We start from the raw sequence: 20,428 nt of genomic DNA on the forward strand, positions 1-20,428 counted from the left end.
CCCACCTGGTCGCTCACCGCGAGGTAACCACCCACTCCATAGTGCGTACTTGTCGCCCCCGGTGTCGTCGACCAGCCTAATCGGCATGTCTGACAACACCCCCGCCTCCGCACCGTCCACACCTCCCACTCCCCTCACCCTGCTCGGCCTCGGCGCCATGGGCACGGCCCTCGCCCGTACCTGGCTCGCCGCCGGGCACCCCCTCACCGTCTGGAACCGCGGCCCCGGCCGGAGCGCCGAACTCGCCGCCGCCGGTGTGCGGGTGGCCGCCACGGCGGCCGAGGCGGTGGCCGCGAGCCCGCTGGTCGTCACCTGTCTCCTGGACGACGCATCGGTCCGCGAGGCGCTGGCCGATGCCGACCTCACGGACAAGGACCTGGTCGACCTCACCACCTCGACCCCGGCCGAGGCGCGCACCCGCGCGACCTGGGCGACCGAGCGCGGCGCCCGCTTCCTGGACGGCGGGGTCATGGCCGTGCCGACGATGATCGGCGTGCCGGAGGCCGGGGGCTATGTCTTCTACAGCGGCTCGCGCGACGTCTTCGACGCCCACCGCGAGGCACTGGCCGTGCCCGTCGCCACCCGGTACGTCGGGAGCGACCCCGGTTTCGCGGCGCTGCACGACGTGGCGCTGCTCAGCGCGATGACCGCCATGTTCGCCGGCGCCCGGCACGCGGCCGCGCTGGTGGCGGACGCGCAGATCGACCAGAAGGAGTTCGGCGTGCTGGTGGCCGACTGGCTCTCGGCGATGGCCCCGGCGACAGCGGCGTACGCGGGCGGGTCGCCGTCCGATGACCCCACCAGCCGGGCCGTGGCGGAGGCGGGGGACGCGACCCTGCTCCGCGCGGCCCGGGAGCAGGGCGTCGGCACCGCCCTGCTGACCGCGTCGGCCGGCTCGATGGACGGGATCTGACAGCCCCCGGCCCGGCGAACCGACCGGCCCGGCGTCAGGCTTCCGTCGCCGCGGCCTCCTTCGCGTACGTCGCCGCCTGGAGCAGCGTCAGACCGGGCTCGGCCTGCCGCAGGATCTTGATGGCCTGCACGGAGTCCGCAGGACCCTCGTGCCCGGCGGCGGCGAGCCGCTGCCGCACCCACCGGCCGCGCAGCTCCGCGTCCGGACGCCCGGCGGACTCCTCGGCCAGGGCGAGGGCGCGCTCCAGGCCGGGGCGCTCGGCATCGGCGGCGGTCTCCAGCGCCCGCCGGAGCTCGGCGACGACATCGGGTGCGTCGCGGAGGACGAGTACGGCGAGGGGCTGGGGCTTGCGGAACATGCTCATGGAGCCACCGTTCCCCGGGCCGGTCCGGCTCGCACCCGAGTTGAGCAAGATCTGAGCCGCCCCGCCCGCGCGACCCCGGGTGCGCGGCGGCCCCGGGCCCCGGTGGTCCGGGTCTCGGTCCCGGGACCGAGGCCCTCCGGCCCGGAAAGTCGGTCCGCAGCCGGAGGTGCGCCCGCGCCCCGGCTGCGTACGGTCGGCGTATGACACTCGACCTCGACGCCTATTTCGCCCGGACCGGCTGGACCGGGGAGCCCCGCCCGACGCTGGAGGTACTGCGCTCCCTGCACCGCGCCCACCTGCTGGGCATCCCGTTCGAGAACCTGGAGCCCGTCCTCGGCTCCGCGCCGTCGCTGGCACTCGACGACCTGGAGGCGAAGCTCGTCCGCGGCGGGCGCGGCGGGTACTGCTACGAGCAGAACACCCTCTTCTCCACCGTGCTGCGGCAGATCGGCTTCTCGGTGACGCCGCTGACGGCCCGGGTGGTGCTGGGCGCCGCGCCCGGCGACATCCGGCCCCGTACGCACATGCTGATGCAGGTGGACGTGGAGGGTGAGCCGCACCCGTATCTGGCGGACGTCGGATTCGGGACGGTCGGGGCCCTGCTGGAGCCGATCGAGCTGGTGGAGGGCGCCGAGCTGTTCGACGCGCCGCGCCGCCACCGCCTGGTGCACGCACCGCACACCGGTCCGCTGCCGCTGTGGGAGCTCCAGACCGGCCAGGGCGGGTCGTGGGAGCCGCAGTACGCGTTCACCCTGGATCCGTACGAGAAGCCGGACTACGAGGTGATCAACTGGTTCATCGCGACGCACCCGCGCTCGCCGTTCCGGCAGGCGGTGTACGCGCAGCTCACCCGGATCGGCTCCCACCTCGCCCTGTCCGGGCTCGACCTGGTGGAGACGGCCGACGACGGCACGATCCGGGAGCGGCGGCTGAAGGACGGCGACGAAGCCCTTCAGGTCCTGGCGGACGACTTCGGCATCCGCCTCCCGGCAGGCACCCGACTGCCGGAGTGACCGCGCCACGGCCCGGAGCGAGTGCCCCGGCCACCCGAGAGACCGCACCCGGCCCCCGGAACCGGCACGCCCCGCCCGGACGGGCTCCCGCATACGGCCCCCGCGTGGCGCATCTCACCCGTCCCCGCCGCCCACGCCTCCTTTCCAAGCCGCGACGCCGCCCCGACCGGGCGATCCCACGGCCCGGGGCGGCGATGGGCATCGCGATGGAAGACGGGGCGGGGCGGGGACGCTCCCCGGAGGGCGTAGAGCGGGAGCAATCCCCGCGCACCCCGCGAAACGCCGCCGTAAGCTCGCGGACATGCAGGTCATCCAGTCCACGAAGCTCGCCAATGTCTGTTACGAGATCCGGGGTCCCGTGCTGGAGGAGGCGATGCGGCTGGAAGCGGCCGGTCAGCGCATCCTCAAGCTCAACACGGGCAACCCCGCCGCGTTCGGGTTCGAGTGCCCGCCGGAGATCCTCGAGGACATCCTGCGCAACCTCGCGGGCGCGCACGGCTACGGCGACGCGAAGGGCCTGCTGTCCGCGCGCCGCGCGGTGATGCAGCACTACCAGACCAAGGGCATCGACCTCGACGTCGAGGACATCTACCTGGGCAACGGCGTCTCCGAGCTGATCCAGATGTCGATGCAGGCGCTGCTGGACGACGGCGACGAGGTGCTCGTACCGGCTCCCGACTATCCGCTGTGGACCGCCTCGGTCTCGCTGGCGGGCGGGACGGCGGTGCACTACCGGTGCGACGAGCAGGCCGACTGGATGCCGGACCTCGCGGACATCGAGCGGCGGATCACCGACCGCACCAAGGCCCTGGTGATCATCAACCCGAACAACCCCACCGGCGCGGTGTACGACGACGAGATGCTGCGCGGTCTCACCGAGATCGCCCGGCGGCACAACCTCGTCGTCTGCTCCGACGAGATCTACGACCGGATCCTCTACGACGGCGCGACGCACACCCCGACGGCCTCGCTCGCCCCCGATCTGATGGTGCTGACCTTCAACGGGCTCTCCAAGAACTACCGGGTGGCCGGCTACCGCTCCGGCTGGATGGCCGTCTGCGGCCCGAAGGCGCACGCCACCTCGTACATCGAGGGGCTGACAATCCTCGCCAACATGCGGCTCTGCGCCAACATGCCCTCGCAGCACGCGGTGGCCACCGCGCTCGGCGGGCGTCAGTCGATCGAGGACCTGGTGCTGCCGGGCGGCCGGATCCTGGAGCAGCGGGATGTGGCGTACGACCTGCTGACCTCGATCCCCGGGGTGACCTGCGTGAAGCCGAAGGGGGCGCTGTATCTCTTCCCCCGGCTCGACCCCAAGGTCTACAAGATCAAGGACGACCGGCAGATGGTGCTGGACCTGCTGCGGGCCGAGAAGATCATGGTCGTACAGGGCACCGGCTTCAACTGGCCCGAGCCCGATCACTTCCGGATCGTCACGCTGCCGACCGTCGAGGACCTGACCGACGCCGTGACCCGGATCGGCACCTTCCTGGACGGCTACGGACAGCCGTAGGGGCCTCTCGCCCGGTCACCCTTCCGGATCGCAGACAACTTTAGACCTATTCCAATGTAGGATGGTTCCACGCACCATCGGAGGCCATCCATGTACGAGCCGATCCGCAGCACCTCGGTCCACACCCCGGCCGACCACGCTGACTTTCCGCACCGCAGCCGCGAGGAGGAGCTGGACATCCAGCTCGCCGGGCACCTGGCCGCCCTCCTCGCGGTCACCGACGAACTGGGCCTCGGCACCGCGGGTGACCGCATCGCCGAGCAGGTCGCCCGGCTGCGCGGCGCCCCGCCCGCCCGGCACGCGGCCCTGACCGACGGCGCCCCCGCGGAGCTCCACCGGCGCGCCCACGCCCTCGCGGGCCGCGCCCTGCTGGTGGCCGCGTCCCGCGCCGACACGACCGCCGCGATCCTCTCCGCCGAGCGGATGGACGCCCACACCGCGGCCCTCGCCGTGCCGGCCCCCTCCGGGCACCTGGTCGGCGCCCACTGACGGCCCCGGTCCGCGTGCCGCGCAGGCGTGCGGACCGGGTGCCACGGCCTCGCTCCGGCGGGGCCGTTTGCGTTCTGGGATGGCCCCTTCATCTGCCGTCCACCCAACTCGGCGCGGAATGTGGGTTTCCGCGAGCACGCTGCGCAGGTGAGACGCATCGTGGGAATCGTCCTGGCGGTCCTGCTGATCGCCGGTGTGGCAACGGCCGTTGCCCTGGGCCGCGACAGCGGGGACAGCGGCACGGCCGCGAAGACCGTGCGCGGAGTGATCGGTTCGGAGAAGGCCGAGTTCTTCGCCGACCCCGACACCGTGAAGGCCCTCGCGGCCAAGGGGTTCGCCGTCCGGACGGAGACCTCGGGATCCTGGGCGATGGACCGACTGCCCCTGAAGGGACACGACTTCGCCTTCCCCGGCTCCAAGGCACCGGCCGATGAGCTGCGCCGGGGGGCCGAGGGCCGGGGCGGCCCGCTGCGGCCGTTCTACTCGCCGCTCGTCGTGGTGGCCCACCGCAGCGCGGCCGAGGTCCTCGCGGACAACGGGCTGGCCCGGCTGCGGGCCGACGACGGGTCGAAGTTCACCACGCAGGGGACGCTGCTCATGGACCCCTACCTGGCGGCGGCCCAGGACGACCGGACCTGGCAGCAGCTCGAAGGGGCCTCCGGGCACGCCGAGTTGAGCGGCACGGTGTTCATCACGAGCACCGATCCCGTCACCTCCAACTCCGGCGCCCTCTACCTCGCCGCCGCCTCGTACGTCGCCGACGGCGGCCGGGTGGCCGCCGACGAGAAGGCGGTCGGGCGCACCGCGCCGCTGATGCGCAAGCTCGTCCAGGTGCAGGGCGCGCAGCAGACCAGCAGCGACGCGCCGTTCCGGGACTTCATCAGCGGGGTGGGCAACCCCCTCGTGCTGGTCTACGAGTCGCAGGTGGCCTCCCTCCTGATGAGCAGCCGGCGACAGGAGGTCGGCGACCTCGTCGTCCTCTACCCGGACACCACGGTCTCCAGCGACCACACCCTCGTCCCGCTGACCGACGAGGGACAGGAACTCGGCGAGCTGCTCTCCACCGACCCGGGGCTGCGGAAGCTGGCGGTGCGGCACGGCTTCCGGCCCCAGGGCGCGGCGGCCGAGTTCATCGCCGCGACCGCGGACCACACCGCCTACATCGACCAGCGGCTGACCGGCGTGCGCCAGGCGCCCGTGCCCACCGCGGAGGTGCTGCGCTCGATGGCACGACGGGCCCGCGGCGGATGAGGCCGGCGCCCGCACGCAGCCCCGTTCCGGCGGCCCCGGCAGCCGGACCCGCACTCCAAGCACAGGAGACCGCCACCATGCCCCAGGACGCCGGACCCCCGGATCCGCGACGGCCGCTCGATCCGCCGACGACCCCGCTCGTGCTCACCCCGCCCGCGCCCGTCGCCCCCATCCGCGCCGAGCAGGCCGCCGGGCTCGTCCCGGTCGGGGAGGCCGTGCGCGCCGACATGGTCCGGCGCGCCGAGGAGTACGTCGACGGCCTCGCCGGGATCGACGCCCGCTCCCCCGAGTTCGGCGCCCGGGTCGGCGAGATCGCCGCACTCGGGCAGGGCGACATCCGCAGCGCCGCCCAGCAGTCCAACCGGATGCTGGACCGCACCGTCCGCTCGCTCGCCTCCGGCGAGGGCGACGCCCCGGCCCGCGTGGGGTCCTCGCTGGTCGAGCTGCGCCGCACGGTGGAGGACCTCGATCCGCGCGACACCCCGGGGCGCGGGGCCCGCCGGCTGCTGTCCCGGCTGCCGGGCGGGCGCCGGGTGCGCGACCACGTCGCGAAGTACGCCTCCGCCAGGGGCACCCTCGACCGGATCGTCGGCTCGCTCCGCGGCGGCCAGGACGAACTGCGGCGCGACAACGCCGCGTTGCACACCGAGCGCACCCGCCTCTGGGACACCATGGGCAAGCTGCAGGAGTACGCGGTCCTCACCGAGGCCCTCGACGACGTCGTGGAGCGGCGCATCGCGGAGGCCGATGCGGCGGGCGACCCGGCACGGGCCGACGCGCTGCGGGCCGACGTCCTCTTCCCCGTACGGCAGAAGCACCAGGATCTGCTGACCCAGATCGCGGTCTGCGCCCAGGGGTACCTGGCGATGGACGTCGTGCGGCGCAACAACGACGAGCTGATCAAGGGCGTCGACCGGGCGGCCACCACCACCGTGTCCGCGCTGCGGATCGCGGTGATGCTGTCCTCGGCGCTGGAGAACCAGCGCCGGGTGACCGAGCAGGTGCAGGTGCTGCGCTCGACCACCGAGGAGCTGATCCGGGGGAACGCGGAGATGCTCGCCACGCAGAGCGGGGAGATCCAGCGCATCGCGGCCGACCCGGCGGTCGGCGTCGAGACCCTGCGCGCCGCGTTCGGGCAGATCTACGCGACGCTCGACGCCATCGACACGTACAAGGCGCGGGCGACCGAGACGATGGCGGCCACCGTGGAGTCGCTGACGGCCGAACTCCAGGAGGCCGGGGCCCGGTTGGAACGCAGCCGCACGGCGGACGCGGCACTGGACGGGGGCCGCTCATGAGGAACCGCCCGAGACCCGCGCACCGGACCCGGCACACGGGTCCCGACCCCGACGCCGGCACCGGCACCGGCACGGCCGCTCCCCAGGCTCCCGGCAGCCACACCCTCGGAACCACACCCCGGACCCCCGACAGCCACACCCCCGGGACCGCCCCCCGGATCCCCGACAGCCACGCCCCCGGGACCGCCCCCCGGACGCCCCGCACCCGCGTCGGCGGCCGTCGCCTCCTGCGGCGCGCCCTGCTCCCGCTGCTGGCCGTGGCCCTCCTCGTCCCGCTCGCCGCCTGCACGACGGACGGGAAGGCCGGGCGGGGTTCCGGACCGGGCGACGACGACGGGCGGGCCCGCGCGGGCACGCTGCGGGTCCTGGCCTCCAGTGAACTCAGCGACATGGAACCCCTGTTGGCGAAGGCCCGCGAGGCGACCGGGATCACCGTGCGGCCCACCTGGGCGGGCACGCTGGACGCCGTCGAACGTCTCGCGTCCGGGAAGGCGGACAGGGCCTACGACGCGGTGTGGCTGTCGTCCAACGACTACCTCCGGCTGGACACGGAGGCCGCCCGCCGGATCGCCTCCGAGACCCCGCTGATGGCCTCCCCGGTCGCTCTCGGGGTGCGGCCCGCGACGGTGCGGCGGCTCGGCTGGGATCCCAGGGAGGTCAGTTGGGCGCAGGTCCACCGGGCGGTCGCGGCCGGGGACCTGACGTACGGGATGACCGACCCGAGCCGCTCCAACTCCGGTTTCGCCGCGCTGATCTCGGTGGCGTCCGGGCTCTCCGGCGCACAGGCGGCGCTCACCGACGCCGACGTCCGCAGGGCCACGCCGAAGCTGAAGGAGTTCTTCGCGGGGCAGCGGCTGACCTCGGGTTCCTCGGGCTGGCTGGCCTCCGCGTACGCCCGGCGCTCCACCGTGGACGCGCTGATCAACTACGAGTCGGTGCTGCTGTCGCTGAACCGGGACAGCGACGCCGGGCTGACCGTGATCCGGCCCCGCGACGGGGTGGTGACCGCCGACTACCCGCTGAGCGCGCTCACCGGCGCCACGCCGGAGGCCCGGGACGCCGTACGGACGCTGACCGAGCACTTCCGGTCCACCGCCGTGCAGCGGGAGATCACCGCGCGGACGCTGCGCCGGCCGGTCGTCGCCGCCGCGCGTCCCGCCGATCCGCTCTCCCCCGAGCAGCGCCGCGAACTGCCCTTCCCCGGTACCCGGTCGGTCGCCGACGGGCTGCTGTCCTCGTACGAGCACCGGCTGCGGCGTCCGTCGCGGACCGTGTACGTGCTGGACACCTCCGGGTCGATGGAGGGCGAGCGGCTGGCCCGGCTGAAGTCCGCCCTGAACGGGCTGACCGGCGACTTCCGGGAGCGCGAACAGGTGACGCTGCTGCCCTTCGGGTCGGCCGTCAAGCAGGTCCGCACGCACACCGTCGACCCGGCGGACCCGAAGGCGGGACCGGCGGCGATCCGGGCGGACGCAGCGGCGCTGACGGCCGAGGGGGACACGGCGATCTACTCGTCGCTCGCCGCGGCCTACGACCGGCTCGGCCCGGACACCGAGTCCGCGTTCACCTCCATCGTGCTGATGACGGACGGCGAGAACACGGCCGGTCGGTCGGCGGCGGAGTTCGAGGCGTTCTACCGGGCGCTGCCCCCGGCCCGGCGGGTGACCCCGGTGTTCCCGATCGTGTTCGGCGACTCCGACCGCTCCGAGCTGGAGTCGGTCGCCACGCTGACCGGCGGCCGGCTCTTCGACGGGACGAAGGAGGAGGGCCCCGGATCGCTGGACGGGGCGTTCGAGGAGATCCGTGGCTACCAGTAGGGATCCGGCCGGGAGGAGGTCCGCGGGTTCCGGCCCGGCGGCGGTGGCCCGGGTCCTCGGCTATCTGGAGTCGGCCCGGAACCTGACCGGCTGCGCCGCCGCCCTCGGCGGGCTCGTCCTCACCTTCGCCGGGTTCGCGGGCGCGTACTGGCCGGTGGTGGTCGGCGGGCTGTACGGGGCGGGCGCGTTGCTCGCCCCGCCGCGCCGGCCGCCCGCCCCGGCGTTCGAGGAGCCGTCGTCCCGGCTGGACGGGCTGCGGGCCGACCTCGTGACCCTGCGGGCGTACCTGGACCGGGTGGACCTGCCGCCCGGCGCGGCGGAGCGGCTCGCCGCGCTGACGGGCCTGCTGGAGGGGCTGCTGGCCCCCGGCTGGGTCTCCGAGGCGCTGGCGGACGACCCGGAGGGCGTCCACGTCGTGGCGCGGGCGGTGACCCGGGACGTTCCGGAGTCCGTCGACGCGTATCTGCGGACGCGGTGGTGGACGCGGCTCGGGCCGGGCGCACGGGCTCCGGAGGAGGAGCTGGAGCGGCAGCTGTCGCTGCTGCACGGGGAGGCGCAGGCCCTGGTGGACGCGTTGCGCGAGGCGGATGAGCTGCGCCAGCGGTCCCACACGAAGTATTTGGAGGACCGGGGCGGCGCCGGGTGAGCGCGAAGGGGCCGGCCCCCGGAACCGTGAGGGGGTTCCGGGGGCCGGGAGGGTGTCCGTTGGTCGGGGACACCCCCGGGGGCTGTCGGCGACGACAGCCCCCGGACCGCGGCGGGTCGGTCGTACCCACAGGTCAGGGCGGGGATGTCCGAGGGACCCGGCCGCGGGGCACGGGGCGACGGCTCAGCCGAGGCGCTCCACCAGCGAGCGGTACTCGTCCCACAGCTCCTTGGGCGCATGGTCGCCGAAGGTGTTGAGGTGCTCGGGGACCAGGGCGGCCTCCTCGCGCCAGACCTTCTTGTCGACCGTGAGCAGGAAGTCGAGGTCGGCCTCGGAGAGGTCCAGTCCCTCGGTGTCGAGCGCGCCCTTGGCCGGCAGGATGCCGATCGGGGTCTCGACGCCTTCGCCCTTGCCCTCCAGGCGCTCGACGATCCACTTCAGGACGCGGCTGTTCTCGCCGAAGCCGGGCCAGACGAACTTGCCCGCCTCGTTCTTGCGGAACCAGTTGACGTAGTAGATCTTCGGCAGCTTGGACTGATCGGCCTTGTCGGCGCCGACCTTGACCCAGTGGTTCATGTAGTCGCCCATGTTGTAGCCGCAGAACGGCAGCATGGCGAACGGGTCGCGGCGCAGCTCGCCGACCCTGCCCTCGGCGGCGGCGGTCTTCTCGGAGGCGACGTTGGCTCCGAGGAAGACACCGTGCTGCCAGTCGAAGGACTCGGTGACGAGCGGGACGGCGGAGGCGCGGCGGCCGCCGAAGAGGATCGCCGAGATCGGCACGCCCTTGGGGTCCTCCCACTCGGGCGCGACGATCGGGCACTGTCCGGCCGGGACGGTGAAGCGGGCGTTGGGGTGGGCGGCGGGCGTGCCGGACGCGGGGGTCCAGTCGTTGCCCTTCCAGTCCGTGAGGTGCGCGGGCGCCTCTTCGGTCATGCCCTCCCACCAGACGTCGCCGTCATCGGTCAGCGCGACGTTGGTGAAGACGGAGTTGCCCCACATGGTCTTCATGGCGTTGGCGTTGGTGTGCTCGCCGGTGCCGGGCGCGACGCCGAAGAAGCCGGCCTCGGGGTTGATCGCGTAGAGCCGGCCGTCCTCGCCGAACCGCATCCAGGCGATGTCGTCGCCGACGGTCTCCACGGTCCAGCCGGGGATGGTCGGCTCCAGCATGGCGAGGTTGGTCTTGCCGCAGGCCGAGGGGAACGCGGCCGCGATGTACTTCGATTCACCCTGCGGCGGCGTGAGCTTCAGGATGAGCATGTGCTCGGCGAGCCAGCCCTCGTCGCGGGCCATGACGGACGCGATGCGCAGGGCGTAGCACTTCTTGCCGAGCAGGGCGTTGCCGCCGTAGCCGGAGCCGTACGACCAGATCTCGCGGTCCTCGGGGAAGTGCGAGATGTACTTGGTGGAGTTGCACGGCCACGGGACGTCCTGCTCGCCTTCGGCCAGCGGGGCGCCGAGGGTGTGGACGGCCTTCACGAAGAAGCCGTCGGTGCCCAGCTCGTCCAGGACGGCCTGGCCCATGCGGGTCATGGTGCGCATGGAGACGGCGACGTACGCGGAGTCGGTGATCTCGACGCCGATCGCGGAGAGCGGCGAGCCGACGGGGCCCATGCAGAAGGGCACGACGTACATGGTCCGGCCACGCATGGACCCGCGGAAGACACCGTCCCGGCCCGTGAAGATCTCCCGCATCTCGGCGGGGTCCTTCCAGTGGTTGGTCGGGCCGGCGTCCTTCTCCTCCTTCGAGCAGATGAACGTACGGTCCTCGACGCGGGCGACATCGCTCGGGTCGGACGCGGCGTAGTACGAGTTCGGCCGCTTGGTCTCGTCCAGCTTGGTGAACGTGCCCTTGGCCACGAGCTCCCCGCACAGGCGCTCGTACTCGGCCTCGGAGCCGTCGCACCAGACCACCCGGTCCGGCTGGGTGATCGCTGCGATCTCGTCGACCCAGGAGACCAGCTCCTGGTGGTGGGTGGGGACAGTGAGGGGAGCCGCGATGTCGCGCGCCACGATCGCTCCTAGTTGAGGGTGTCAGTTGTCTGAAGGCCCCGTGGGGGCTGCGACCCGGATGCTTCGTACCCTTCGAATTCCCCTGGCGCTCATCCGGTGCCGACTGCACTCATTTGATCATCCGACCGTTCCGCCCATATGTCCAGGGGGCCTCACACGTGAGCATCGCCACTCATTTGCGTGCCATATCCACTACCTACGGTGGCGTAGGTAGCATGGCGGATATGACTGACGCCGCCGCTAGCGCCGCGACCCCGGGCCCCGTCGTACTCGACCCCGTCCCCGTCAAACCACGGATGCGCGGCTGGCTGCACGCCGGGATGTTCCCCGCGGTGGTGATCGCCGGGATCACCCTGATCGCCCTGACCGACAGCACGATGGGCCGAATCGCCTGCGGCGTCTACATCCTCAGCGCCTGTCTGCTGTTCGGCGTCAGCGCGGTCTACCACCGCGGCACCTGGGGACCGCGCGGCGAGGCGGTGCTCCGCCGGCTGGACCACGCGAACATCTTCCTGATCATCGCGGGCACCTACACACCGCTGACCCTGCTCCTGCTCCCCGAGTCCACCGCCCGGCCGCTGCTGTGGGCCGTCTGGGCGGCCGCGACGGCGGGCATCGCCTTCCGGGTGTTCTGGGTCGGCGCGCCGCGCTGGCTCTACACGCCGTGCTACATCGCGATGGGCTGGGCGGCGGTCTTCTTCCTGCCCGACTTCATGCGGACCGGCGGCATCGCGGTCCTGGTGCTGGTCATCGTCGGCGGGCTGCTCTACAGCGCGGGCGGGGTGATCTACGGGATCAAGAAGCCGAACCCGTCGCCGCGCTGGTTCGGCTTCCACGAGGTCTTCCACTCGCTGACGCTGGCGGCGTTCATCGCGCACTACGTGGGGATCTCGCTGGTCGCCTACCAGCACGGGTAGGCACGGCTCCGGTCTGCGGAGGAGAGGAGGGGCCGGCCGCACGAGACGACCGGCCCCTCTACTCGTGCCCACGGGCGGCTCTCAACCCTCGAGTCCTCACGAGCCGCTCTCACACCCGAGTCCTCACAGGCGCTCTCAACCCCCGAGCTTCGCCGCCAGCTCCACCGCATCGGTCGTCGGCGCGTCGCACACGAAGTGGCGGCAGACGTACGCGGTCGGCTCCCCGCCCACCAGCGGCCGGTCCACCAGCAGCGGGAACTCCGCCCCCGCCCCCGGCCCCTCACCCACGGCGACCACCGCACCCGGGGCGCGTCCCAGCAGCGCCGTACGGTGCAGCTCACCGCCGACCGGCCCGGCGACGGCCACCTCGCGGGGCCCGTCCAGCAGCGCTTCGGCGACCGCGAGGCCCCAGCCGACGAACCGGGGGACGCGCGGGCCCAGCGCCTTCACCACACCGAGGGCACCCTCGGCGGCGGTGCGGTGAGCCTCGGACCCGGTGTACGCGGCATAGCCGAGCAGCGCGCCCGCAGCCGCCGTCCAGCCGGACGGGGTGGCGCTGTCGGTGGGGTCCTGGGGCCGGCGGATGAGCTGCTCGGCGTCGTGCGCGGTGTCGTAGAGCTGCCCGCCCTCACCGGTGAACTGCTCCAGGACGATGTCCAGCAGGAACCCGGCGAACTCCAGCCAGGCCCCTTCCCCGGTCACGGCCGCCAGCGCGAGGAAACCCTCGGCGACATCGCCGTAGTCCTCCAGAACCCCACTGTTGTCGCCGGGCCGCCCGTCCCTGGAGGTGCGGGTCAGCCGGGCCACCTCGCCCAGGTGCACCCGGACCAGCAGATCGGCGGCCTCGGTGGCCCGCTCCACGAGGTCCGGCCGGTCGAAGTACGCGCCGGTCTCGGCGAGAGCGGCGATGGAGAGCCCGTTCCAGGCGGCGACGACCTTGTCGTCCCGCCCCGGATGCGGCCGCTCCGTACGGGCCGCCAGCAGCCGGGCCCGTACGTCCGCGACGCGCGCGGCGTCCACGGGCCCCGCGTCCCCCGGCAGCCGCAGCACGGAGGACCCCTCCTCGAAGGTGCCCTTCTCCGTGACGCCGAAGTACCCGGCGGCGAAGGCGGCGTCCTCCTCACCGAGCACCTCGCGCAACTGCGCGGGCGTCCACACGTAGAACGCGCCCTCGACGTGCCTGCCCTCCGCGTCCTCACTGTCCGCGTCCAGCGCAGAGGCGAAGCCGCCCTCGGCGGTGCGCAGCTCCCGCACCATGAAGTCGGCTGTCTCCAGGGCGATCCGGCGGGCCTCGTCCGATCCGGTGGTGCGCCACAGATGGGCGTACACCCGGCACAACAGGGCGTTGTCGTACAGCATCTTCTCGAAGTGCGGCACGATCCACTCCCGGTCCACGGAGTAGCGCGCGAAACCGCCGCCGAGCTGGTCGTAGATCCCGCCCCGGGCCATCTGCGAGCAGGTGTCGGCGGCCATCTGGAGCGCACCCTCGGACCCCGTACGGGCGTAGTGGCGCAGCAGGAACTCGATCGCCATGGACGGCGGAAACTTCGGCGCGCCCCCGAACCCGCCGTGCTGTTCGTCGTACTCCCGGGTCAGCCCGAGCAGCGCCTGCGCGATCTCCTGCTCCCCCGGCACCCCGTCACCACCGTGGACCAGCGAGCGCCCCTCCAGGTCGGCGACGATCCGCTCGGCGACCTCGGAGACCTCCTCGCGCCGGCCGGTCCAGGCGGCCGTCACACCTTCGAGGACCTGCTGGAAGGAGGGCGACCCGTGCCGGGGCTCAGGGGGGAAGTAGGTCCCGAAGTAGAAGGGTTCGGCGTCCGGCGTGAGAAAGACGGTCATCGGCCAGCCACCGTGCCCGGTGGCCGCCTGGACGGCCTCCATGTAGACGGCGTCAACGTCGGGCCGCTCCTCCCGGTCGACCTTCACCGGCACGAAGTGCTCGTTGAGGTAGGCGGCCACGGTCTCGTCCTCGAACGATTCATGGGCCATGACATGGCACCAGTGGCACGCCGAGTAGCCGACGGAGAGCAGAACGGGCACATCGCGCCGCCGCGCCTCCTCGAAAGCCTCCGCCTCCCAGGGCCACCAGTCGACGGGATTCTCAGCATGCTGAAGCAGATAAGGCGAGGTCACACCAGCCAGCCGGTTCATGAGCCCAGCCTCTCACAGGGCCTGGCGCGACCAGCGAAACCCTCATGAGCCCACCCCGCTTGGCCGAATCGCCATGGTGGGTGGTGGGCCATCACATGGTGGGAAGCTCCTACTCCTCAGAGTCGGCGTCAAACCCTTCCCGCACTCGCCCTGGGTCAGGCAGCCCGACACCTCGAAACAGTAGGCTGGGCGAAGCAGCGCCGGACCTGCCGAGGCCTCTCGAAGGAGGTACCCCATGACCGCCGAGATGGTGGCGCCCGCGTGGATGCATACGCAGATCAGCGCGGAACAGTACGACTCCTGGTCCGAGGAGCAGTGCGCCGGCATCGAGATCGTGGACGGGATGGTCGTCGTGAGCCCGAGCGCCTCCAAGCGCCACAACCGGCTGGCTCGGCTCCTGGCCAATGCCCTGGACGCCGCCGCAGGCCCGGACTGGAACGCCGACACCGACTTCGACGTCCGCCTGCAGGACGTTCCGCTCACCAACCGCCGCCCGGACGTCACTGTCTACCGAGCGGAGACCATCGACCTCACACCCACCCGTCCGGAACACGTACTCCTGGTCGTCGAGGTCGTGTCGCCCGGCTCGGAGACGACGGACCGGATCGTGAAGGTCGACCAGTACGCCAAGGCCGGCATCCCCTTCTACTGGCGGGTCGAGCAGGCCGCCACCGGTGTCCCGATCGTCTACACCTACGTCCTCGATCCCGCCACCAAGGCTTATAGGGACGGCGAGATGTTCACCGGCGCGGTGAAGGCCACTGCACCCTTCTCCATCGCGGTCGATCTTGGGTCCCTGTGAGGGCGGAGAAGTCTCCCCGCTTTCGGTAGCTGCCCGGTAGCGCCCGGACCGTCGTTGTCCGCGGACCGATCGGAACATTCCCCACCTCCGGGCCGGATGCAGCACCTGCGGATGCCATGCCTGCTCGTAAGCGATCGTTGAGCCGCGCCCGGTCAGGAACTGATCAAGGTCACGCGGACGGGAGATCGCACCAACCGGGGCAGCAACCCACGAAGCTGCGACCGGCTGGGACCCCGCCTGGGGGAGCTTGCCTCCACTCGCAGCGCAAGGTTCGACTGGGAGGTCTACCACCGCGATGTTGCGGGCCGCACCGTGCGCAAGCGGATTCAGACCGCGGTGGACCTGTTCACGTACCTGGTCTCCACGACCGCGTTCGGGTGCTCTCCCGTCGTTCAACCCGTGCTCATGCTCGCTTCCCTCGGGTAGACGCTTGCCCTCGCCGTACTGGGTTGGCAGCACATCGCGCCGCCGCGCACCCTCCCGTGGCGGACACCGAACGCACCACCCGCGACAACTCGGTGCACGCCGGGCTCCAGTTGAGGCGACCGCACGCCCGGGAGGGCCTGCGCAGTGCCGAAGGTCCTGGCCGGCAGCCGGACGCGGGAAACCGGAATCCGACCCGTGGCGTGTGCCGCTGGCAGCTTCAGGACGACCTTCGGTCCCGGGCAGGACCGGCGGCTAGCGTGACGCGCGTTCCTGTGCGGGTGGCCACATCATCCGCACTTCGCCGCTCAGCAGGAGGTCAAGTCGTGCATCCGTTCAGAGCCGCTCTCGCCACGGGGGACATGGACGCAGCCGTGGCGCTGCTCGCCGACGACGTGGTCTTCCGCAGCCCCGTCGTGTTCAAGGCGTTCGAAGGGCGGGAGACCGCCGGTCCCATCCTGCGCGCGGTGGGCCAGGTCCTCCAGGACGTGGTCTTCGTGCGCGACCTCTCCTCCGAGGACGGGACCGCTCACTCGCTGCTCTTCCGCGCCCGGGTCGGCGAGAAGGAGATCGAGGGAAGCAACTTCTTCCATGTGAACGAGGCCGGCGCCATCGATGAACTCGTGGTGATGGTGCGTCCGTTCACCGGCACCCTCGCCCTGCGCGAGGCCATGATCACGGAGTTCGCCGCAGCGGGTGTGACCATATCGGCGTAGCCGCCGCAGCAGGACGGGCCGTGCGCATCTGTGACAGATGCCCACGGCCCGTCCTGCGCCCGGCACGTCGCCGTCCGGGCCCGCGTTCGCCGGCTCAGACCGCGCCCGCGGCCGTTTCCCGGACCCGGGGACGCAGCTCCAGCATCGCTCCCCGCTGCGGCAGCGCCGAGACACTGCGGCTACGCGTGCCCTCCGGGGTCGGATCGTGGCGGTACAGCTCGCACCGGGACAGCACCTCGCGGAGTACGGCCTTCATCTCCAGCAGCGCGATCTTGTCGCCGAGACAGCGGATGCGGCCGCCGCCGAACGGAATCCAGGTGTAGACACCGGGCTTGGTTCCGATGAACCGCTCGGGGCGGAACGCCTTCGGCTCCGGGTAGAGGGACGGGTCGCGGTTCATCAGGTAGGCGCTCGCCCACAGGAGCATCCCGGGCTCGAAGCGCACCCCGCCTATCTCGATCGGCTTCATCACCGTACGGGGGATGATCTGCGGGATCGACGGCTTGAGCCGCAGGACCTCCTGGACGGTCGCCGTCAGATACTCGTCGCCCTCACCGAGGTCGATCTCCGCGACCAGCTTCTTCAGCGCCTCCGGCTCACGGCTCAGGAACTCGAACGACCAGGCGATCGCGGCCGCCGTCGTCTCCGTACCGGCGAGGAAGATGGTCATCATCTCGTCGCGCAGTTCCCGGTGCGACAGCGGGGAGCCGTCCTCGTGCGTGATGCCGAGCATGACCGCCAGCATGTCGTCACCGAGCTCGCCCGACGCCCGGCGCTCGTCCACGGCCTCCGCGATCAGCGCGTCGGCACGCTCCCGGAGCGTGAGGAACTCGTCGAATCCCAGCGGTTTGACCGCTCGGAGCGCCTTCACCGCCCTGGCCGACATCTTGTGGATCATCATGGCCGAGCCCATGCGGTCGTTGAACCCCATCATCTTGATGAGGACCTCGATCAGCTCGTCCCACTGGCGCGGCACCTTCGAACCGAAGATGACCTCGCGGATCACATGCAGCGTGAAACGGTGGATGTGCGGGTGCAGCGGCATGTCCTGGCCTCGGGGCCACTTGGCGACCTCGGTCACGGCCATCGCCGGGATCGCCGTGTCGATGCGCTGCAGCGCCTTGCCGTGGAAGCTCGGCATGAGGAGCTTGCGGCGGACCTTGTGCTCGTCCTCGTCCAGCCAGGCGAGCCCGGACTGGCCGGTGAACTTCTCGATGGTGGAGGAGCCGGTGCCGGTGTGCAGGACATCGGGGGGCGCGAGGAACATCTGCTTGATGTCATCGGGGTCCGAGAGCACGTAGAGCGGCTTGGGCGGAATCCTGATGCTCAGTGCGAACCGGCCGCCGTACTCCTCCTGGCACTGCTCCACGAACTCGGCCGGGTGCCGCCAGTACTTGAGGACCTGCAGCGGTGCGGGCAGCTTCGGGCCGGGCAGCGCGGTGGCCGGCATCGCCGCCCGCCGGTGCGCGACGGCCGGCTCCGGTGCCGGGCTCGTGGTCCCCCCGTCGGTCTCCGCGGCGCCCGCGGCGCCCGCGGCGCCGGTGAGGGCGGTGTGGTCCACCGGGCAGGCCGATCCCTCGGTCCGGGCCGCCTCGCCCGTGGTCGGCTTGGACTCATCCATGGCTGTCATCCATCTCTGTCATGTAGCGGTGGCGAGTGGTGCTTCGTCCGTTGCTGTCGTCCGCTGCCGGCGGGCGGTGCCCGCCGGCAGGTGGTGCTGTCACTTCAGGGGGTTCACCGGGACCGCTCGGCCCGGTCGTCCGTGTCGGTCACCTTGAGCCACCTCCCCGTCGCCTCGGCGGTGGCCGGAGCCGCGGCCTCGATCAACGCGAAGTGGTCCGCGGCGATCACGACCTCGTCGTCACCGACCTGCCATGCGGGCCAGTCGTGGGTCACGACGTCCGCGTTCCCGGCATCCGCGTTCCCGGCGTCCGCGTCACCGGCATGCGCTCCCACGCCTCCGGTGTCGTCGCCGCCCGTGCCGCCCGTGCCGCCCCCGATGTCCGTCACGGCCCCGGCAGCTCGCCCGCCGAGGGGTTCGCCCGCCCGGATCAGAAGCGACGGAGCGGCGATCCGCGTGGTGACCCGCTCGCCGAGGAGCCGCATGTACGTCCCCATGGCCAGCCAGTTCGCGTCGTCGACGGCGATCGCCTCGTGATCGCGTTCGAGGATCTCCGTCATCACCAGCGAGAAGACCCGGTTGGTCTCCTCCTCCCCCTCCGGCGTCGGCGTGTCGATCATGACGAGACCGGCAACACCCACTCCCTCAGCCTCGAAGCGAGCCGCGAGCGAGTGCGCGACGACGCCTCCGATGGAGTAGCCGACCAGCACGAAGGGATCGTCACCGACAGCCCGACGGATCGCGTCCGCCAGAACCTCCGTCGCGGCGTCCCAGGACCCGGGCGAGGGCTCGTCGCCACGGAATCCGGGCAACGAGCATACGTACACGTCCCGTTCGCCCTCGAAGTGGTCCGCGAACCGCATGAACTGGTGCGGACCGGAGCCCACCACGAAGGACGGTACGCAGACCAGTTTCGGCAGCTCCCGGCCGCCGCTGACCTGTTCGTCCCGGCCTCCGTCTCGGCTTCGGCCTCGGGCGAGTTGTACGACGTACCCGTCACCGCCTCCGAGTTCGGCGGCCGACGCGAAGGACGGCCGGAACCTCGATGCCTCGGTCAGCAGCGGCACCGCCGAGACGATCGAACCCCCGGCATGGGCGTGCCGCAGGAGCGTGCTGAGGGTTCCACCCGCCGCTGGACCCGCCTCGCGGGCGGGGACGGCCGCCGCCGGCCCCGGCTGCCCGACGAGCCGGTCGGGTGCGTCACCAACCTCCGACAGCAGGAACTGGGCGACGGCGACGGGCGACGGGTGGTCGAAGACCAGCGTGGACGGCAGCCGTACGCCGCTGACCTGGGTGAGCCGGTTGCGCAGGTCCACCGCCGCGAGGGAGTCGAAGCCCAGCTCCTTGAAGACCCGGTCGGGCTCGACGGCCTCGGAAGTGGCGTGGCCGAGTACGGCCGCCACCTGACCGCGCACAAGATCGACCGCGATGGCCTCCCGGTCCGCCACGGGAACACCGGCAAGCCGCTGCGCCAGTGAGCCCTCGGTCCCGGCGGACTGCCTCGGTATCCGTACCAGACCCCGCAGCAGAGGCGGCAGCAGCCCGGCCCTGGCCTGGGCCCGGAGGGACGCCAGGTCCAGCCGGACCGGAACGACGAGGGGCCGGTCGACCCGCTGGGCCTGGTCGAACAGCTCCAGGCCGAGTTCGGTGGACAGGGCACCGACGCCCTGCCGCTCCAGGCGTGCCAGCTCGGTTTCGTCCAGGCCACCGGCCATGCCGGAGGCATCCGCCCACAAACCCCACGCCAGCGATGTGGCCGGCAGACCCTGCGCCCTGCGATGCGCAGCCAGAGCGTCGAGCGCCGCGTTCGCCGCCGCGTAATTGCCCTGCCCCGGACTGCCGATCAGCGCCGCCACCGACGAGAACAGCACGAACGCCGACAGATCCATCCCCGCCGTCAGCTCATGCAGATGCAGCGCCGCATCAGCCTTCGGCCCCATCACACGAGCAAGCTGCTCCGGAGTCAGGGACGTGACCACACCGTCGTCCAGCACACCCGCCGCGTGGATCACAGCAGTCAGCGGCCGCTCCAACGAGGCTATGAGCACGGCGAGTTCCTCGCGATCGGACACATCGCACGCCACGGCACGGGCCTCACAGCCCAGAACCGCCAACTCCCCCACCAGATCGGCCACACCGGGTGCGTCCGGGCCACGGCGACTGAGGAGCACCAGGTGACGGGCACCGTGCCGCTCGGCCAGATGCCGGGCGAACAGCGCGCCCAGACCACCCGTACCGCCCGTGATCAGAACCGTCCCGTCCGGGTCGAGCCCGGTGGCGACAGTTGTGCCGACAGCCGTGGTGACAGCGGCCCGCTGCAACCTCGGCACCAGAACCCCTCCGCCCCGCACCGCGAGCTGCGGCTCCTCCAGAGCGGCCAGGGCAGCCCAGTCAGGAGCCTGCTCGTCCACGTCGATCAGCAGGATCCGGTCCGGGTTCTCGGACTGCGCACTGCGCACCAGACCCCACACCGGAGCCGAC

16 protein-coding genes are annotated in these 20,428 nt (G+C 72.0%); 11 read left to right on the forward strand and 5 right to left on the reverse strand.

Features of this window, described 5'->3' with window-relative positions:
- Window positions 1–85: 85 nt before the first annotated feature.
- The gene (locus tag ACH4UK_RS10835) at window positions 86–913 is read left to right on the forward strand and encodes an NAD(P)-dependent oxidoreductase (protein ID WP_398355678.1); all 828 of its coding nucleotides are present in this window, start codon (window positions 86–88) and stop codon (window positions 911–913) included.
- A 34-nt stretch (window positions 914–947) separates the two neighbouring features.
- On the opposite strand, the gene ACH4UK_RS10840 is transcribed toward ACH4UK_RS10835, so the two are convergent.
- Window positions 948–1,277, reverse strand: coding sequence for a hypothetical protein (locus ACH4UK_RS10840; RefSeq protein ID WP_398355679.1), 330 nt, complete (start codon window positions 1,275–1,277; stop codon window positions 948–950).
- Window positions 1,278–1,477: 200 nt separating this feature from the next.
- Between ACH4UK_RS10840 and ACH4UK_RS10845 the strand changes: the two genes are divergently transcribed.
- The 7 genes from ACH4UK_RS10845 (at window position 1,478) to ACH4UK_RS10875 (ending at window position 9,304) form a co-directional block, all read left to right on the forward strand.
- Window positions 1,478–2,290 carry an arylamine N-acetyltransferase gene (locus tag ACH4UK_RS10845; RefSeq protein WP_398355680.1) on the forward strand — a complete coding sequence of 271 codons (813 nt, stop codon included), beginning with the start codon at window positions 1,478–1,480 and terminating at the stop codon, window positions 2,288–2,290.
- A gap of 301 nt (window positions 2,291–2,591) precedes the next feature.
- Window positions 2,592–3,803: a pyridoxal phosphate-dependent aminotransferase gene (locus ACH4UK_RS10850; RefSeq protein WP_398355681.1), complete on the forward strand. Its 1,212-nt coding sequence runs from the start codon at window positions 2,592–2,594 to the stop codon at window positions 3,801–3,803.
- A 90-nt stretch (window positions 3,804–3,893) separates the two neighbouring features.
- Window positions 3,894–4,292 (forward strand): hypothetical protein, encoded by a 399-nt coding sequence (locus tag ACH4UK_RS10855; protein ID WP_398355682.1) that lies wholly within the window; start codon window positions 3,894–3,896, stop codon window positions 4,290–4,292.
- A 159-nt stretch (window positions 4,293–4,451) separates the two neighbouring features.
- Window positions 4,452–5,543, forward strand: coding sequence for a hypothetical protein (locus ACH4UK_RS10860; RefSeq protein WP_398355730.1), 1,092 nt, complete (start codon window positions 4,452–4,454; stop codon window positions 5,541–5,543).
- A 77-nt stretch (window positions 5,544–5,620) separates the two neighbouring features.
- Window positions 5,621–6,841, forward strand: coding sequence for a toxic anion resistance protein (locus tag ACH4UK_RS10865; RefSeq protein ID WP_398355683.1), 1,221 nt, complete (start codon window positions 5,621–5,623; stop codon window positions 6,839–6,841).
- Complete coding sequence (locus tag ACH4UK_RS10870; protein ID WP_398355684.1) at window positions 6,838–8,658, forward strand: substrate-binding domain-containing protein; 1,821 nt, start codon at window positions 6,838–6,840, stop codon at window positions 8,656–8,658. The genes ACH4UK_RS10865 and ACH4UK_RS10870 overlap by 4 nt, the downstream gene beginning before the upstream one ends.
- A gap of 43 nt (window positions 8,659–8,701) precedes the next feature.
- The gene (locus tag ACH4UK_RS10875; protein WP_398355731.1) at window positions 8,702–9,304 is read left to right on the forward strand and encodes a hypothetical protein; all 603 of its coding nucleotides are present in this window, start codon (window positions 8,702–8,704) and stop codon (window positions 9,302–9,304) included.
- Between the two features lie 183 nt (window positions 9,305–9,487).
- Here ACH4UK_RS10875 and ACH4UK_RS10880 read toward each other — a convergent pair whose 3' ends face one another.
- On the reverse strand, window positions 9,488–11,314 hold the full coding sequence (locus tag ACH4UK_RS10880; protein ID WP_398355685.1) for a phosphoenolpyruvate carboxykinase (GTP): 1,827 nt from the start codon (window positions 11,312–11,314) through the stop codon (window positions 9,488–9,490).
- A 224-nt stretch (window positions 11,315–11,538) separates the two neighbouring features.
- Between ACH4UK_RS10880 and ACH4UK_RS10885 the strand changes: the two genes are divergently transcribed.
- Window positions 11,539–12,231 carry a hemolysin III family protein gene (locus ACH4UK_RS10885; protein ID WP_398355686.1) on the forward strand — a complete coding sequence of 231 codons (693 nt, stop codon included), beginning with the start codon at window positions 11,539–11,541 and terminating at the stop codon, window positions 12,229–12,231.
- A 135-nt stretch (window positions 12,232–12,366) separates the two neighbouring features.
- On the opposite strand, the gene ACH4UK_RS10890 is transcribed toward ACH4UK_RS10885, so the two are convergent.
- The gene (locus ACH4UK_RS10890) at window positions 12,367–14,385 is read right to left on the reverse strand and encodes a thioredoxin domain-containing protein (RefSeq protein ID WP_398355687.1); all 2,019 of its coding nucleotides are present in this window, start codon (window positions 14,383–14,385) and stop codon (window positions 12,367–12,369) included.
- Between the two features lie 235 nt (window positions 14,386–14,620).
- Between ACH4UK_RS10890 and ACH4UK_RS10895 the strand changes: the two genes are divergently transcribed.
- Window positions 14,621–15,187: a Uma2 family endonuclease gene (locus ACH4UK_RS10895; protein WP_398355688.1), complete on the forward strand. Its 567-nt coding sequence runs from the start codon at window positions 14,621–14,623 to the stop codon at window positions 15,185–15,187.
- A gap of 749 nt (window positions 15,188–15,936) precedes the next feature.
- Entirely contained in the window at window positions 15,937–16,326 is a 390-nt protein-coding gene (locus ACH4UK_RS10900; RefSeq protein ID WP_398355689.1) for a nuclear transport factor 2 family protein, read from the forward strand.
- Window positions 16,327–16,420: 94 nt separating this feature from the next.
- Here ACH4UK_RS10900 and ACH4UK_RS10905 read toward each other — a convergent pair whose 3' ends face one another.
- Both ACH4UK_RS10905 and ACH4UK_RS10910 read right to left on the reverse strand, forming a co-directional pair.
- The gene (locus tag ACH4UK_RS10905; RefSeq protein ID WP_398355690.1) at window positions 16,421–17,947 is read right to left on the reverse strand and encodes a cytochrome P450; all 1,527 of its coding nucleotides are present in this window, start codon (window positions 17,945–17,947) and stop codon (window positions 16,421–16,423) included.
- Window positions 17,948–18,060: 113 nt separating this feature from the next.
- On the reverse strand, window positions 18,061–20,428 hold a 2,368-nt coding region (locus tag ACH4UK_RS10910), incomplete at its 5' end, for a type I polyketide synthase (RefSeq protein WP_398355691.1).

Origin of the sequence: Streptomyces sp. NPDC020884, from assembly GCF_044333935.1 — a bacterium.
Lineage (GTDB): Bacteria > Actinomycetota > Actinomycetes > Streptomycetales > Streptomycetaceae > Streptomyces.